This window comes from Cupriavidus sp. C2SS-8b (assembly GCF_057073745.1).
The window spans coordinates 2,018,468-2,033,445 of the sequence record NZ_CP172717.1; the positions used below are offsets into that span (position 1 = coordinate 2,018,468).

The 14,978-nt window shown below is 66.0% G+C and carries 13 protein-coding genes; 8 read left to right on the forward strand and 5 right to left on the reverse strand.

From position 1 onward, the window contains the following. Nucleotides 1–187: 187 nt before the first annotated feature. Entirely contained in the window at nucleotides 188–1,423 is a 1,236-nt protein-coding gene (locus tag ACIGJB_RS26125) for a CaiB/BaiF CoA transferase family protein (protein ID WP_483732875.1), read from the reverse strand. A gap of 1 nt (nucleotide 1,424) precedes the next feature. Continuing rightward, complete coding sequence (locus ACIGJB_RS26130) at nucleotides 1,425–2,339, reverse strand: SDR family NAD(P)-dependent oxidoreductase (RefSeq protein ID WP_483732876.1); 915 nt, start codon at nucleotides 2,337–2,339, stop codon at nucleotides 1,425–1,427. Between the two features lie 193 nt (nucleotides 2,340–2,532). Between ACIGJB_RS26130 and ACIGJB_RS26135 the strand changes: the two genes are divergently transcribed. Then, entirely contained in the window at nucleotides 2,533–3,435 is a 903-nt protein-coding gene (locus ACIGJB_RS26135) for a LysR family transcriptional regulator (protein WP_483732877.1), read from the forward strand. Between the two features lie 31 nt (nucleotides 3,436–3,466). Here the strand turns inward: ACIGJB_RS26135 and ACIGJB_RS26140 are convergent, their stop codons facing one another. After that, a complete protein-coding gene (locus ACIGJB_RS26140; protein ID WP_483732878.1) occupies nucleotides 3,467–3,952 on the reverse strand; it encodes a DUF2628 domain-containing protein in 486 nt (161 codons plus the stop codon). Between the two features lie 321 nt (nucleotides 3,953–4,273). Here ACIGJB_RS26140 and ACIGJB_RS26145 point away from each other — a divergent pair, with 321 nt between their 5' ends. From ACIGJB_RS26145 to ACIGJB_RS26170, 6 genes are all read left to right on the forward strand, one after another. After that, nucleotides 4,274–4,528 carry a hypothetical protein gene (locus ACIGJB_RS26145; protein WP_483732879.1) on the forward strand — a complete coding sequence of 85 codons (255 nt, stop codon included), beginning with the start codon at nucleotides 4,274–4,276 and terminating at the stop codon, nucleotides 4,526–4,528. Nucleotides 4,529–4,725: 197 nt separating this feature from the next. Further along, nucleotides 4,726–5,895, forward strand: a complete 1,170-nt coding sequence (locus ACIGJB_RS26150; RefSeq protein WP_483732880.1) for an acyl-CoA dehydrogenase family protein — start codon at nucleotides 4,726–4,728, stop codon at nucleotides 5,893–5,895. Nucleotides 5,896–5,903: 8 nt separating this feature from the next. Continuing rightward, nucleotides 5,904–7,103, forward strand: coding sequence for a CaiB/BaiF CoA transferase family protein (locus tag ACIGJB_RS26155; protein WP_483732881.1), 1,200 nt, complete (start codon nucleotides 5,904–5,906; stop codon nucleotides 7,101–7,103). Nucleotides 7,104–7,213: 110 nt separating this feature from the next. Then, complete coding sequence (locus ACIGJB_RS26160; RefSeq protein ID WP_483732882.1) at nucleotides 7,214–8,596, forward strand: MmgE/PrpD family protein; 1,383 nt, start codon at nucleotides 7,214–7,216, stop codon at nucleotides 8,594–8,596. Nucleotides 8,597–8,607: 11 nt separating this feature from the next. Then, nucleotides 8,608–9,444 carry an HpcH/HpaI aldolase/citrate lyase family protein gene (locus ACIGJB_RS26165; RefSeq protein WP_483732883.1) on the forward strand — a complete coding sequence of 279 codons (837 nt, stop codon included), beginning with the start codon at nucleotides 8,608–8,610 and terminating at the stop codon, nucleotides 9,442–9,444. Between the two features lie 17 nt (nucleotides 9,445–9,461). Next, nucleotides 9,462–10,325 (forward strand): HTD2 family dehydratase, encoded by an 864-nt coding sequence (locus ACIGJB_RS26170; RefSeq protein ID WP_483732884.1) that lies wholly within the window; start codon nucleotides 9,462–9,464, stop codon nucleotides 10,323–10,325. Between the two features lie 590 nt (nucleotides 10,326–10,915). Here ACIGJB_RS26170 and ACIGJB_RS26175 read toward each other — a convergent pair. Together ACIGJB_RS26175 and ACIGJB_RS26180 are read right to left on the reverse strand one after the other, a co-directional pair. Beyond that, the gene (locus ACIGJB_RS26175; RefSeq protein WP_483732885.1) at nucleotides 10,916–11,884 is read right to left on the reverse strand and encodes a Bug family tripartite tricarboxylate transporter substrate binding protein; all 969 of its coding nucleotides are present in this window, start codon (nucleotides 11,882–11,884) and stop codon (nucleotides 10,916–10,918) included. Between the two features lie 77 nt (nucleotides 11,885–11,961). After that, nucleotides 11,962–13,476 carry a class I adenylate-forming enzyme family protein gene (locus ACIGJB_RS26180; protein WP_483732886.1) on the reverse strand — a complete coding sequence of 505 codons (1,515 nt, stop codon included), beginning with the start codon at nucleotides 13,474–13,476 and terminating at the stop codon, nucleotides 11,962–11,964. A 301-nt stretch (nucleotides 13,477–13,777) separates the two neighbouring features. Between ACIGJB_RS26180 and ACIGJB_RS26185 the strand changes: the two genes are divergently transcribed. After that, a complete protein-coding gene (locus ACIGJB_RS26185) occupies nucleotides 13,778–14,971 on the forward strand; it encodes an acyl-CoA dehydrogenase family protein (protein WP_483732887.1) in 1,194 nt (397 codons plus the stop codon). Nucleotides 14,972–14,978 lie beyond the last annotated feature (7 nt).

Genomic DNA, 14,978 nt, shown 5'->3' on the forward strand with positions numbered 1-14,978 from the left:
CGGGCACAAGCCCAAGCTCGTGGGGACCACCTCCTTCGAAATCGCTGAACCGGGAGTGGCCCGCGCTGGATGCTCTCGAACCACGTCAGGGCCTCTGCCCCTTCCTGACTTTCCAACAAGCGACAAAAAAAGCCGGCGATGACAAGGTCATCGCCGGCTTTTGCTATCGGCCTTTTGCCGCGCGTGTTCAGACCACGCCCTGCTCCCGCAGCGCAGCAATCCGCTGCTCGGACAAGCCCAGCACCTCGCCCAGGATCCGCTCGGTATGTTCGCCAAGGCGCGGCGGCGGCGCGTCGTACTGCACCGGCGTCGCCGAAAGCCGCAGCGGGCTCTTGACGGTCGGGCAGATGGCGCCGTCCTTGCGCACCAGGTCAACCTGCAGTTCGCGATGGCGGACCTGCGGGTCTTCCAGCACCTGCGCATAGTCGTTGATCGGCCCGCACGGAATGCCCTGCGCTTCCAGTGCCTCCACCCAGTGGGCAGTGGCGCGGGTGCGCATATGGTCCTCGAGCAACGGCACCAGCACCTCGCGGTGGATGATGCGTCCGGGGCCGGTGGCAAAGCGCTCGTCGGCAGCCAGGTCAGGCCGCTCGATACCGCGGCAATACGCCTGCCACTGGCCGTCATTGCCGGCCGCGACGATCATGTAGCCGTCCGCCGTGGCGAACACGTGGTACGGCACCATGTTGGCGTGGGCATTGCCGTAGCGCGGCATGGCCTGGCCGGTGATGCGCTGGGCGATGATCGGCGTCGCGCCCACCGCCACCACGGCGTCGAGCAGCGCCATGTCGATATGCTGGCCCTCGCCAGTGCGCTCGGCATGCCGCAGCGCCGCCAGAACGGCCACGGTCGCGTACATGCCGGTCAGCATGTCCACCACCGCCACGCCGACCTTCTGCGGTCCGCCGCCAGGCAGGTCGTCGCGCTCGCCCGTCACGCTCATCAATCCGCCGATGCCCTGGAAGATGAAGTCGTAGCCAGGCTTGTGCGCGCTTGGGCCAGTCTGGCCATAGCCCGTGATCGAGCAATAGACCAGCGCCGGATTGATCGCCTTCAGGCTCTCGTAGCCGAGCCCGTAGCGCTTCAGGTCGCCGACCTTGTAGTTCTCCAGGACGATATGCGACTTGGCCGCCAGGTCCCGCACGACCGCCTGCCCTTCCGGACTGGCGATATCCAGCGTCAACGACTGCTTGCCGCGGTTGGCGCCGGCAAAGTAGGTGGCATCGCGCGACGGCTGGCCGTCAGCGTCCGGCAGCCACGGCGGGCCCCACGAGCGCGTGTCGTCGCCAACCCGGGGACGTTCCACCTTGATGACTTCGGCGCCAAGGTCCGCCAGGTTCTGCGCGCACCACGGTCCGGCCAGGATGCGCGACAGGTCGAGCACCCGGACGCCGGCCAGCGCGCCCTGCATGGCGGCCGCCATCTCAGATCGGGTCCCAGCTGATCACGTCGGGCGAGCGCTCGAGCTTGAAGAAGCTGTTGCGCATGGCCGGCATGGCGATCTCGCCGATCGATTCCGGCGTCCAGCCTTCGCTCATGTGCACCGAGCGCACCGGGCGCGGCTGGCTCATCAGGATGATTTCGTTGGCGCGCACCGCGAAGATTTGGCCGTTGACTTCGGCCGCTGCCGGGCTGGCCAGGTAGACCGCGACGGGGCCGATCTTGCCGGCTTCCATCTTCTGCAGCTTGGCCACGCGGGCCTTTTCTTCCGGCGTCTCGGCCGGGATCGAGCTGGTCATGCGGCTCCACGCGAACGGCGCGATGCAGTTCGAGCGCACGTTGAAACGCTGCATGTCGAGCGCGATCGACTTCGACAATGCGGCGATGCCGAGCTTGGCCGCGGAGTAGTTGGCCTGGCCCAGATTGCCGATCAGGCCCGAGGTCGAGGTCATGTGCACGAACGCGCCGCCTTCCTGGTCCTTGAAATAGTTGGCCGCGGCGCGGCTCACGAAGAAGGTGCCGTGCAGGTGCACGTCGATCACCGAACGCCATTCCTCCTCGTTCATCTTGAAGAACATGCGGTCGCGCAGGTTGCCGGCGTTGTTGACCACGGCGTCGATGCGGCCGAAGTTGTCGAGCGCGCACTGGACGATGGCGTTGGCGCCGTTCCAGGTCGATACGCTGTCGGTATTCGCCACGGCTTCGCCGCCGGCCGCACGGATTTCTTCCACCACGCACTGTGCGGGGCCGGCATCGCCGCCTTCGCCGGACATCGAGACCCCAAGGTCGTTGACCACGACCTTGGCGCCGGCGGCTGCCATCGCCAGCGCGATCCCGCGCCCGATACCACCACCTGCGCCCGTTACCAGCGCTACCTTGCCTGCCATCAAACCGCTCATTGCGTTGCTCCTCTGAATACTTTCCCGGTCACCGGACCGCGTTTCTGGCGACAATAACGGCTTGTCCGCGACGGCCATGCCAGGCGCGGACAATCATGTCCAGATGTTATTGCCACGCGGGATACGATAAATTGTCGGGTGAAACATTGGAATTCACGATTTGCAAAAGTGGCCTTTGGCCTGACGGAACCCCATGCATTACGATCTGACCGACCTGCGCCTTTTCCTCAACGTCGGTGAAACGGGGAACCTGACCCGCGCCGCCGAGCGCAGCTTCTTGTCCCTGCCGGCGGCCAGCACGCGTATCAAGCAGCTGGAAGAGGCGTTCCAGACCCAATTGCTGATCCGCCAGGTCAAGGGCGTCCGGCTGACCCCCGCCGGGGACGCCCTGCTGCGCCATGCGCGCGAGGTGTTTCGCGAGCTGGAGTGCCTGCACTCGGACCTGCGCCCCTATGCCAAGGGCGTCAAGGGCAGGGTTCGCCTGCTCGCCAATACGACCGCCACCAACTCCTTCCTGGCGACCGGATTGTCGCGTTTTCTAAGTGAAAACCCTGATGTGGACGTCGAGCTGGAAGAGCACTTGTCGCAGGAAATCGTCTCCGCGGTCAGTGCCGGCGCGGCGGACCTGGGCATCGTGGCGGGTGAAGTCGCCACCGAGGACCTCGATGTGATGCACCTGTGCAGCGATGAGCTGATCGTGATCGCGCCGGTCAACCATCCGCTGCCGCAGTTCAAGCGGCTGCACTTCGCCGACCTGCTCGACACCTGCCGTTTTGTCGGCCTGAACCAGTTCAGCGCGATCCAGTCGTTCCTGGACCGCATCGCCAGGGGCATGGGCAAGCGCATCAGCCTGCGCATCCAGGTCGGCAGCTTCGACGCCGTCTGCCGCATGGTCGAGGCCGGCGCCGGCATCGCCATCGTGCCCAACAGCTGCGCGCGCCGTTACGCCAGCCGCAAGGTGCTGCGCTTCATTTCGCTGGAAGACGAGTGGGCGCGCCGCGAATTGCGCCTGTGCCGCCGCCCGGGGCGAGAACTGCCGCAGTTCGCCGAAACCCTGATCCAGTACCTGGTCGACGCCGCCCGCGAGCCCGTATAGGGTTGGCAATACATGGCCGTTCCCCGCGGGATCAGGCCGCCAGCCCGGCGAGCGGCCGCAGCGAGATGACCATGACCGCGATCAGCACGGCCATGATGGCCACGCCGGACCAGCTGGTGCGGCCACAACGCGCCAGCGAGTCGTTGACCAGTTCCGGCGACCAGTGGTATTCGCGCAGCCGTTGAACCGTTGATTCCGCGTGCCAGCGGTAAAGCTGGTTGCCATAGAAGCCGAGCAGCAGCGCCATGGCATACAGCAGCGGCCGCGACAGCACGACCGGCATCCGGATCTGGAACAGCGCATGCAGCACCGGTTCGGCGCAGAGGATGATGGCGTAGACGCCGACCTGCCAGTACATGCGGCGGTAGGCCATCCAGAACGGTCCGAAGACGAACGCGGCCCAGTTCCACGACATGCCGTTGCGCGACCCGGCGAGTTGCCAATTGTCGCGGTAGTACGCGAACCGCGGTCCCACGAACACGGCCAGCGCCGCTTCGTCGCTGATGATTGCTTTCATGCCTTGCCCCCTGACTGCAGTAGGTCCCGACGACGGACCTCTGCCAGAGCATAGGCTTGAGTTGGCGCGCCAAGCGTGCGCTGGCGCGCAGATGGAGCGATCTGGGTGGCAGTTACGGGCGCACTTCCGGGCACACCTCCGAGCGGCCTTGCCCGGCGGCACGTCGAGTGCCGCCGGGCGCGCCGTCTGCGCCCCTCTCGGACATCGTCCCGTCTCGCCGACATCGGTCGGCCCCTTGCGCCGGGCGAGGACGTGGTCCGTTTCGCTTCCCCTGCTTTTCGCGGATCGCATGTGACGCCTCATCGTCGCCAATGTGCCCGCTTGGGCATTGTGGCCGATCATCGGCGCCGGATCATCATCAATATTGGTGATGGCGTGGCGAACGCGCCTGTCCCGTGCGCGATGCGGTGCCGTCCTACAGTGCAAACGGATTCGTCCGGACACGGCGCAGTCGCCACTCCTTCTATCGTGGAAGCGTGGAGAAAAGGAAGGAGAACCAACATGCCCTATATCATTGCCTGGCTCCTCGGCGTACCGGCTCTCGTGCTGATCCTGATCTGGCTGTTCATGCACTGATGTGCTGCCCGCCGTTACTCGTGATTCTCGTGACTCGCTTGAACAGACGCCCGGTTCGCCGGGCGTCTTGCTTCTTGTGCGTGTCGCCGATGCGCCGCACCTAAGCCGCACCTAAGCCGCTCTTTCGCAAATCCGAATTTCGGGCCCATGGGCCCTCGGGAATAATGGCCCCATTCAAATCGACCGGGCCTACCCCCATGTTTGCAGATCAGGATCAAGACCAGCTTTTCCCGGAAATCCGCGAAGCCGTGCGCAGCCTTTGCGCGGGTTTCGATTCGGCCTACTGGCAGCGCGTTGAAGAACAGAACGGCTTTCCCGAGGAATTCGTCCAGGCGCTGACCCAGGCGGGCTGGCTGTCCGCCCTGATTCCCGAGGCCTACGGCGGTTCCGGCCTGTCGCTGACGGCGGCCTCGGTCATCATGGAAGAAATCAACCGCAACGGCGGCAATTCCGGCGCCTGCCACGGCCAGATGTATGTGATGGGCTGCCTGCTGCGCCATGGTTCCGACGAGCAGAAGAAGCGCTGGCTGCCGGGCATCGCCTCCGGCGAGCTGCGCATGCAGTCGATGGCCGTGACCGAGCCGACCACCGGCACCGACACCACCAAGCTCAAGACCACCGCCGTGCGCAAGGGCGACAAGTACGTCGTCAACGGTTCGAAGGTGTGGATTTCGCGCGTACAGCACTCGGACCTGATGCTGCTGCTGGCGCGCACCACGCCGCTGGACCAGGTCAAGCGCAAGTCCGAAGGGCTGTCCGTGTTCGTCGTGGACCTGCGCGAAGCCATCGGCAAGGGCCTGACGGTCCGCCCGATCCGCAACATGGTCAACCACGAGACCAACGAGCTGTTCTTCGATAACCTCGAAGTGCCGGCCGAGAACCTGATCGGCGAGGAAGGCAAGGGCCTGAAGTACATCCTCGACGGCATGAACGCCGAGCGTATCCTGATTGCCGCCGAGTGCATCGGCGACGGCTACTGGTTCGTCGAGCGCGCCAGCAACTATGCGCGCGAGCGCGTCGTGTTCGACCGCCCGATCGGCCAGAACCAGGGCATCCAGTTCCCGATCGCGCGCTCCTACGTCAATGTGGAAGCCGCCAGCCTGATGCGCTACAAGGCCGCCGCGCTGTTCGACGCCGGCAAGCCGTGCGGCAAGGAAGCCAATATGTCCAAGCTGCTCGCGGCCGACGCCTCGTGGGAAGCCGCCAACGTCTGCCTGCAGACGCACGGCGGCTTCGGCTTCGCGGCGGAGTACGACATCGAGCGCAAGTTCCGCGAGACCCGCCTGTACCAGGTCGCGCCGATCTCCACCAACCTGATCCTGTCCTACGTGGCCGAGCACGTGCTCGAACTGCCGCGTTCGTTCTGAGGCCGCGCATGACTGCATCTACGCCCAACGGCATTCGCCCGCTCGACGGCATCCGCGTGGTGTCGCTGGAACACGCGGTGGCCGCGCCGTTCGCCACGCGCCAGCTCGCGGACCTCGGGGCCCGCGTCATCAAGATCGAACGCCCCGGCGTGGGCGACTTCGCGCGCGGGTACGACAAGTCCGTGCACGGACAGGCTTCGTACTTCGTCTGGCTCAACCGAGGCAAGGAAAGCCTGACCCTGGACCTGAAGGATGAAGAGGCGCAGTCCATCCTGCACCGCCTGCTGGCCGATGCCGACGTGCTGGTGCAGAACCTTGCGCCCGGCGCCGCCGCGCGCATGGGCCTGGATTTCGACAATCTGCATGGCAAGTACGAGAAGCTGATCGTCTGCGACATCTCCGGTTATGGCGACTCCGGCCCGTATCGCGACAAGAAGGCCTATGACCTGCTGATCCAGGCAGCCGCCGGCCTCGTGGGCCTCACCGGCGGCCCGAACGAGCCGTCGCGCGCCGGCGTTTCGATCGCCGATATCTCGGCCGGCATGTACGCGTACAGCGGCATCCTTTCTGCGCTGCTGCAGCGCGGACGCACAGGCAAGGGCCTGCGTGTCCAGGTCACCATGTTCGAGGCAATGGCCGAGTGGATGAACCAGGTTCTCTATTTCGGCCACTACGGCGGCAAGCCGCCGGCGCGTGTCGGCGCCTCGCATCCGACCATCGCCCCTTATGGGATTCATCGCACCGCCAACGGCAGCGTGATCTTCAGCGTGCAGAACGAGCGCGAATTCGCCAACTTTTGCGAGATCGTGCTCGGCGACCGTGAACTCGCGCAGGACGCGCGCTTTTCCAGCAATACCGCCCGCGTCAGCAACCGCCCCGAACTCACCGCGCTCATCGAAGCACGCTTTGCGTCGCTGACGGTGGCGCAGGCCGAGGCGCTGCTGGACCAGGCGCAGATCGCCAATGCCCCGATGAACGACATCGAAGGCGTGTGGAACCATCCGCAGTTCCAGGCGCGCCAGCGCTGGCGCGAAGTCGCCACGCCGGGCGGCCCGATCGACGCGCTGCTGCCGCCGGCCAACCTGTCGGGCGTGGAGCCCGTCATGGGCGATGTGCCGGCACTGGGCGCGCACAGCCGCAGCATCCTGGCTGAACTGGGCTACGGCGATGGCGACATCGACGCCCTGGTGAGCAAGAAGACTGTCTGAGGACGTTCGCGCGACGTCCGTTCCCCCCACCTCTCCCGGCCTCGGGAGAGGATCCTGATCCCCGCGAAGCCGCAAGCGGCCGAGCCCAGCCAACTATCTCCGGAGACGGCATGAGCCAACCCGCAGACCACTCCTATCCGACCCGCCAGCTTTGCGAATTCCTGGCCCGTTTCACGCTGGCCGACGTGCCGGCACCCGTGATCGAGCGCACCAAGGACCTGTTCCTGGACTGGATCGCCTCGGCCATTGCCGGCAAGGACGCCCCCGCCGTGCGCAAGATCCAGGAATTCGCGGCGGCCATGGGCCCGTCTACGGGCGACGCCGAAGTCTTCGTCGACCGCCGCCGCACCTCGCCGTACTTTGCCGCGCTGATCAACGGCGCTTCGTCGCACGTGGTCGAGCAGGATGACGTGCACAACGGCTCGGTGCTGCACCCGGCCGCCGTGGTGTTCCCGGCCGTGGTCGCCGCCGCGCAAGCCGAAGGCAAGACCGGCGCCGAAGTGCTGCTGGCCTCCATCGCCGGTTACGAAGCCGGCATCCGCATCGGCGAATTCATGGGCCGGTCGCACTACCGGATCTTCCACACCACCGGCACGGTCGGCACGCTGGCTGCCGCCGCGGCAGTCGCCAAGCTGTACAACCTTGACGCCGAAGGCATCAACCAGGCGCTGGGTTCGGCCGGCACGCAAGCCGCCGGCCTGTGGGAATTCCTGCGCGACGCCGCCGACTCCAAGCAGTTGCACACCGCGAAGGCCGCCGCTGACGGGCTGCAGTCCGCATGGCTGGCACGCGCGGGCTTCACCGGTGCGAAGCAGATTCTCGAAGGCGCCCAGGGCATGGCCGCGGGCATGTCGAGCGACGCCAACCCGGCCTGGCTGACCGATGGCCTGGGCACGCGCTGGGCCACCGCCGAGACCTCGTTCAAGTTCTTCGCCTCGTGCCGCCACACGCATCCGGCCGCCGATGCGCTCAAGGTGCTGATGCAGCGCGAGGGCGTTGCCACCGACCAGATCGCCAGCGTCACCACGCATGTGCACCAGGGCGCCATCGATGTGCTCGGCCCCGTGGTCAACCCGACCACCATCCACCAGGCCAAGTTCTCGATGGGCACGGTGCTGGGCCTGGTTGCCGTGCATGGACACGCGGGCCTGCCCGAGTTCGAGGATTACGCGCTGCAGGACGCAAAGGTGGCTGACTTCCGCGGCAAGGTGGAGATGGAACTCGACGACGAAATCAATGCCGCCTATCCGCGCCAGTGGATCGGCCGCGTGACGGTACGCACGACCGACGGCCGCACACTGGCGGCGCGCGTCGACGTGCCCAAGGGCGACCCGGACAATACGCTGTCGCGCCCCGAACTCGAAGCCAAGGCGCTGCAGCTTGGTGCGTTCCGCCAAGGCGCGACCGAGGCCGAGATGCGCGCGATCATCGCGCGCGTGTGGGCACTGGAAAGCGCGCCTAACGTGAACGACTGGCTGCCTGCCGCGCGTTGAGGCTCCCGAACATGTCCACTGCTGTGACCTACCTGTTCGTGCCGGGCGACCGGCCCGAACGCTTCGACAAGGCCGCCGCGGCGAAGCCGGATGTGATGGTCCTCGATGTCGAGGACGCCGTGCATCCGGACGCCAAGCCGGCGGCTCGCGAGGCCATCGCGGCCTGGCTGGCTGCAGGCCCTGCCGCCAACGCCTGCGTGCGCATCAACGATAGTTCCGCTCCCGGCTTTGCCGCGGACATGGCGTGGCTGCGCGGGCTGCCCAAGGGCACGCCGCTGGCCGCCCTGATGGTGCCCAAGGCGGAAGATCCGGCCGCGCTTGCGGCAATCACGGAAGTCCTGCACGGCATTAACCCGAAGGCCGAACTGATCGCCATCATCGAGACCGCGCTGGGCCTGCATCAGGTTGATGCCGTGGCAACGGCCAGCGGTGTCGCGCGGCTGGCGTTCGGCTCGCTCGACTATGCGGTCGATTTGGGCTGCAGCCACACGCGCGACGCCCTGGCGTATGCGCGTGCGCGCATCGTGCTGGCCTCGCGCGTGGCGGGCCTGCCGCCTCCGGTCGACGGCGTCACCACGGCGCTGAAGGACGAGTCCGTACTGGCCGACGATGTCGCCTATGCGCGCGCGCTAGGCTTTGCCGGCAAGCTTTGCATCCACCCGGCGCAGCTCGGCGCGGTCCGCGCGGGCTTCCTGCCCTCGCCCGAACAGCTCGACTGGGCGCGGCGCGTGCTGGAAGCGACCGCCAGTGGCAGCCATGCCGTGCAGGTCGATGGCAAGATGGTGGATCGCCCTGTCATCGAACAGGCTCGCCGGCTGATCGCGCTGGCGCAACCGTCGGCGCTCTGAACCACAAAGGCTTTGACATGACCCAGAACTCCCAACTCGAGCACCTGCGCACCTGGATCGGACGCAGCGAATCGCGCACTGAAACGCTGGCGCCGGAACCGGTGACCGGTCTTGCCGCGACCTTTGACCTGGATCCCGAAGCCGTGGTGCGCGGGCCGCTGCCTCCGCTGTGGCACTGGCTCTATTTCCTGCCGCGCGCGCCGCAGCGCGATATCGGCGCCGACGGGCACCCCACCCTCGGCGGCTTCATGCCGCCCGTGCCGCTGCCGCGCCGCATGTGGGCCGGCAGCGAGCTGTCATTCGAGCGTCCGATTCATGTCGGCGATACGGTGACGCGCACGTCGACCATCAAGGATGTCCAGCATAAAGCCGGCCGCACCGGCGAGCTTTGGTTCGTGGCTGTCGATCACGAGCTGACCGTCAATGGCCAGGTCGCGGTGCGCGAGCGCCATGACATCGTCTACCGTGCCATGCCGGAAGTCGGCAAGCCGCAGCCACCGCGGCCGCGCCTGGAGCACACGGCGCAATGGCAGCGCACGCTGCGTGCCGATCCGGTCATGCTGTTCCGTTATTCCGCGCTGACGTTCAACGGCCACCGGATCCACTACGATCGCGACTACACGCGCGAGGTCGAGGGCTATCCGGGCCTGGTGGTGCACGGGCCTATGCAGGCCATGCTGATGCTGGACCTGGTGGCGCGCGAGCAGCCGCTGGCACGTGTGCGCCGCTTTGGCTTCCGCGGGCTGGCGCCGCTGTTCGACCAGGACATGATTACCGTTGGTGGCACGGCGGATCCGGCGCAGGCCGGCAAGCTGATCCTGTGGACCGGTGATGACGCCGGCGGTCAGGCCATGCAGGGATGGGCTGAAATCGAAGGTTGATCGCAGGATGGCGTGAGTCCTGTTCACGGGCCATGCGCCATAGCGTGAAAGAACGGCAAGTCTCCGGACTTGCCGTTTTTTTTGGGTCTTCGGCGAATTGCGGGGCGTCGTTCTTGGCAGGCGCCGCTGTTTCGCCGGCGTAGCCGGCGAGTCACTTTCTGTCCGAGCGACAGAAAGTAACCAAAGAACGCGTTTACTTGCCCTAACGGGCGAATATTGATCGTAGTGTGCTAAGGGTGTTGTACGGGTACTCGCTTCAGAGCGTGCCCGGCTGCCTGCCGCGTGGTGCGCGTCCGCCTGCAGGCTCTCCAGCAATGATTGAACCAGCCCCGAACCTGTCCGTGGCCCGACACTGCCCGCGCTATCGCATCATCGCCTTCGGCTGCTACGCGACTCAGTAGTGGGCAGGCGGGAGGACATCAACGGCGCTGATGCTGGTGCTTCCGCTTCTTCTCTTCCCTCGCTTTTCGCTTCTTGGAGAAATCAGGCGTTGCAGGGAGAACAACCGCCGTGCCCGAAACACAAAGCGCCGCCCAACGGGCGGCGCTTCAGCAGCGGTTCCGATGCGGGTCAGAACCCGCTTCCGACACTCAGTCGGCCTGGATATTCGCCGCCTTGACCACGCCGCCCCACAGCTTCAGTTCGCGCTGAATACGATCCGCCAGCGGCTTGGGCCCGGAGATGTTGAGGTCATAGCCGCCAGCAACCATGCGCTGCTTGAACGCCGGGTCATCGCCGATCGTCTTCTGTGCCTTGACGAGCTTGTCGACCACGTCGGCAGGCAGCTTCTGCGGGCCAATCAGGGCATACCAACCGGTCAGGTCATAGTCCTTGAGCCCGGACTCGATCATCGTCGGCACGTTGGGCAATGCCGGGTTGCGCGTCTTCGATGTCACCGCCAGCGCACGCACCTTGCCACCGTTGATATGGCCGATCGCGGTGCCGGTGATGTCGAACATGAACGTCACCTTGCCGCTCATCACATCGGCCATGGCCGGCGAGTTGCCCTTGTACGGCACATGCAGCATCTTGACGTGGCTCATCTGCGCGAGCAGTTCGGCCGACAGGTGGTTGGACGCGCCGACGCCGGCGGAGCCGAACGTCACGTCGTCCGGATGCTTGCGCGCATAGTCGACCAGCTCCCCGACGTTCTTCGCCGGGAAGTCCTTGTTCACGAGCAGCACATTGGTGTAGTCGGTGATCAGGCCAATGTAGGTGAAGTCCTTGAGCGGGTTGAAGTTGACCGAGCGCTGGATCAGCGGCGTCATGGTCATGGTCGGGCTGGCGACGAAGTACAGCGTGTAGCCGTCCGGCGCCGACTTGGCGGTCAGGTCCGCGGCAATGGCGCCGCTCGCGCCCGCGCGGTTGTCCACCACCACCGGCTGGTGCAGCGCGCGGCCGAGCTGGTCGGCGTAGATGCGCGCGGCCGTGTCGACGGGGCCGCCAGGCGCATAGCCCACGATCAGCTTGATCGGGCGCGACGGATACGCATCCGCCGCCCAGGCTGCACCGTGCAGCAGGGTGGCCATCATCGCGGCAACGGTCATCCAACGTTTCATCTTGTCTCCTCCAGGATCTGCTTTGTGTTCCCCGCCGGACACAGGCTGCCAGCGGGAAAAGAAAACTTCGCCAGGCATCAGCCCAGCAGCGAACGCAACGGCTGCTTCAGCAGCTTGCCGCTGGCCGTCGTCGGAATCACATCGATCACGCGCACTTCGGCCGGGCGCTTGTACGGCGCCAGGCTGTCGCGCAGGTAGGCATCGAGCTTGGCGCGGTCGGGCTCGACGCCGTCCTGCATCTCGATGAAAGCCACCACCTCCTCATTGCCATCGCTGGTGTTGCGGCCGACCACGGCCGACTGGCGCACGCCCGGGAACGCGTTGATCACGGACTCCACTTCGATCGGGTACACGTTGAAGCCCGAACGGATGATCAGGTCCTTGGAGCGGCCCGAGATGAACAGCGCGCCATCGGTATCCAGGTAACCCAGGTCGCCCGTATTGAGCCAGCCGCCGGGCAGCAGCGCCTCGGCGGTCTGCTCCGGATTGCGATAGTAGCCAAGCATCACGCCCGGGCCGCGCACGCGGATCTGTCCGCGCTCGCCGGCCGGCAGCGCATTGCCTTCGCCATCGGTGATATTGATCTCCACGCCTTCGACGATGTAGCCGGCCGAGCAATCGGCGCGCGGCGCTTCCATGCGCGTGATGAACAGCGATCCGGCATATTCGGTGATGCCATAGCCATGGTGCAGCGGCTGGCCGAAGTAGGCCTCGACGTCGCCCTTCAGGGTCGGATCCAGCGGCGCGCCGCCGGTGTAGAGATAGCGCAGGCGCGGATAGGCTTTGCGCTCGCGTTGCTGCGCCACCGCCATGATGCGCGTGAACATGGTGGGCACGCCTTGCAGGATGCTGATCCCCGGCGCATCGAGCGCCGCGAAGACCTCGTCCGCATCGAAGCGCGGGCGCACGAACAGGCTGGCGCCGCCATACAGCGTGGCCAGCAGCACCGTGGCTATGCCGAAGATGTGCGACATCGGCAGCGCGCCGTAGGCGACATCGGCCGGCCCCATGTTGCGGGACGTCGCGGAAATGCGGGCGAAGTGCGTGAGGCCTTCGTGCGGCACCATCACGCCCTTCGGCGCACCGGTGGTACCGGAGGTATAGATCAGCGTGGCCACCTTGCGCGCCTGTTCGGCGGGCACGCGGTCCGGCGTGGTCGTGGCGCGCACCACGGTCATGCCGTCGGCAAACACCGTGCAATCTGCCGCCTTGGCGTCCAGCCTGCGGCCGTGCGCGGCGGCGACATCGGAGACATGGCCCGTGAACAGGACCAGCACCGGCTGCGCATGGTCGCGGATATTGTCGATCTCGCGCGCCGACAGGCGTGCGTTGATCTGGATCGGCCACGCATGCAGCGTGCTGCAGGCGAACATCGTGACGATCATCTCGTTGCAGTTCTCGCCCACCACGATCACGCGGTCACCCTCGCCCACGCCCTGCGCGGCCAGCCAGTCCCGCGTGGTCTCGATGCGGCGCCACAGGTCGCCATAACTGATCACGTTGCCGCTCTCGTGGAGGCACGGCGCCTGCGGCGTCTGCGTGGCCCAATGGCGGGGAATGTCGTGGATGAACTCGGGGCGGAAGGAAGACATGATGCTCGCTGCTCGGTCGGGAGTAGAGGTACGGCGAATGGGCGAATGCGTCGAAGAATGCACTAGAACGCACTTGCTGCAGGCCACGAAGTTTGCGCCATGTATCCCCGCTAATCCATTTCGAATTCGCTAAGGCCGTCTTCGGCACGGCCGTCGCCCCAGCGCAACGGTTCCGCCGGTCCGAAGGTCACCTTTGCCATTGATGAAGAACCGAATCGAAAGCCCCTCATACAATCGGCCCGCACAGTGAAGGGCCGCCGCGCATACGCCATGCGGCCCGCGTACCACAGGGGACATTCAGATGGATTTGCGTTTTACCGCTGAGGAACAGGCCTTCCGCGAAGAAGTCCGGGCTTTCGTCCAGGCCAATCTGCCGGAGGATATCCGCAACAAGGTGCTGAACCACCAGCGTATCGAGAAGGACGATTACGTCCGCTGGCACCGTATCCTGAACGCGCACGGCTGGGGCGCGCCGACCTGGCCCAAGGAATGGGGCGGCACCGGCTGGAGCGCGCTGCAGCGCCTGATCTTCGAGATCGAGACCCTGCGCGCCGGCGCGCCGCGCATGCTGCCGTTCGGCCTGACCATGATCGGCCCGGTGCTGATGAAGTACGCCAGCCAGGCGCACAAGGAACGCTTCCTGCCGCGCATCCCCAATGTCGAGGACTTCTGGTGCCAGGGCTATTCCGAGCCGGGCTCCGGTTCGGACCTGGCCTCGCTCAAGACGCGCGCCGTGCGCAAGGGCGACAAGTACATCGTCAACGGCCAGAAGACGTGGACCACCATGGCCCACTTCGCCGACTGGATCTTCTGCCTGGTCCGCACCGACCCCGAGGCCAAGGCCCAGGAAGGCATCTCGATGCTGCTGATCGACATGAAGTCGCCCGGCGTGACGGTGCGTCCGATCAAGACGCTCGACGGCGGCCACGACGTCAACGAGACTTGGTTTGAAGACGTGGAAGTGCCCGTCGAAAACCTGCTCGGCGAAGAGAACAAGGCCTGGACCTACGCCAAGTACCTGCTCGGCCATGAGCGCACCGGCATCGCCGGCATCGGCCACTGCCACCGCGAACTGCGCCAGCTCAAGCACTACGCGAGCCAGACCACCGACGGCGCCGGCCGCCCGCTGATCGAGGACGTGCGCATGCGCGACAAGATCGCGCGCATCGAGATGGACATCATGGCGCTGGAAATGCTGCTGCTGCGCGTGGCCACGCAATCGGGCGGCCAGCCCGGACCCGAGGCCTCGATCGTCAAGATCCGCGGCTCGGAAATCCAGCAGGACCTGGCCATGCTGATGATGGAAGTCGCCGGCCCCAACGCGTGGCCGTACTCGCCGGACTGGCTCGAGCCCGGCACCGGGCAGCCGGGTTCGGGTCCGGACTGGGCCGCTTCGGCGTCGTCGACCTACTACGACATGCGCAAGACCTCGATCTACGGCGGCGCGACCGAAGTGCAGAAGAACATCATCTCCAAGATGATCCTGGGTTTCTGAAGGGATA

Coding starts and splice junctions, on each gene's coding strand:
- ACIGJB_RS26125 (WP_483732875.1), bottom strand. CDS start 1,423: ATGGCGGCCGCCATGCAGGGCGCGCTGGCCGGCGTCCGGGTGCTCGAC.
- ACIGJB_RS26130 (WP_483732876.1), bottom strand. CDS start 2,339: ATGAGCGGTTTGATGGCAGGCAAGGTAGCGCTGGTAACGGGCGCAGGT.
- ACIGJB_RS26135 (WP_483732877.1), top strand. CDS start 2,533: ATGCATTACGATCTGACCGACCTGCGCCTTTTCCTCAACGTCGGTGAA.
- ACIGJB_RS26140 (WP_483732878.1), bottom strand. CDS start 3,952: ATGAAAGCAATCATCAGCGACGAAGCGGCGCTGGCCGTGTTCGTGGGA.
- ACIGJB_RS26150 (WP_483732880.1), top strand. CDS start 4,726: ATGTTTGCAGATCAGGATCAAGACCAGCTTTTCCCGGAAATCCGCGAA.
- ACIGJB_RS26155 (WP_483732881.1), top strand. CDS start 5,904: ATGACTGCATCTACGCCCAACGGCATTCGCCCGCTCGACGGCATCCGC.
- ACIGJB_RS26160 (WP_483732882.1), top strand. CDS start 7,214: ATGAGCCAACCCGCAGACCACTCCTATCCGACCCGCCAGCTTTGCGAA.
- ACIGJB_RS26165 (WP_483732883.1), top strand. CDS start 8,608: ATGTCCACTGCTGTGACCTACCTGTTCGTGCCGGGCGACCGGCCCGAA.
- ACIGJB_RS26170 (WP_483732884.1), top strand. CDS start 9,462: ATGACCCAGAACTCCCAACTCGAGCACCTGCGCACCTGGATCGGACGC.
- ACIGJB_RS26175 (WP_483732885.1), bottom strand. CDS start 11,884: ATGAAACGTTGGATGACCGTTGCCGCGATGATGGCCACCCTGCTGCAC.
- ACIGJB_RS26180 (WP_483732886.1), bottom strand. CDS start 13,476: ATGTCTTCCTTCCGCCCCGAGTTCATCCACGACATTCCCCGCCATTGG.
- ACIGJB_RS26185 (WP_483732887.1), top strand. CDS start 13,778: ATGGATTTGCGTTTTACCGCTGAGGAACAGGCCTTCCGCGAAGAAGTC.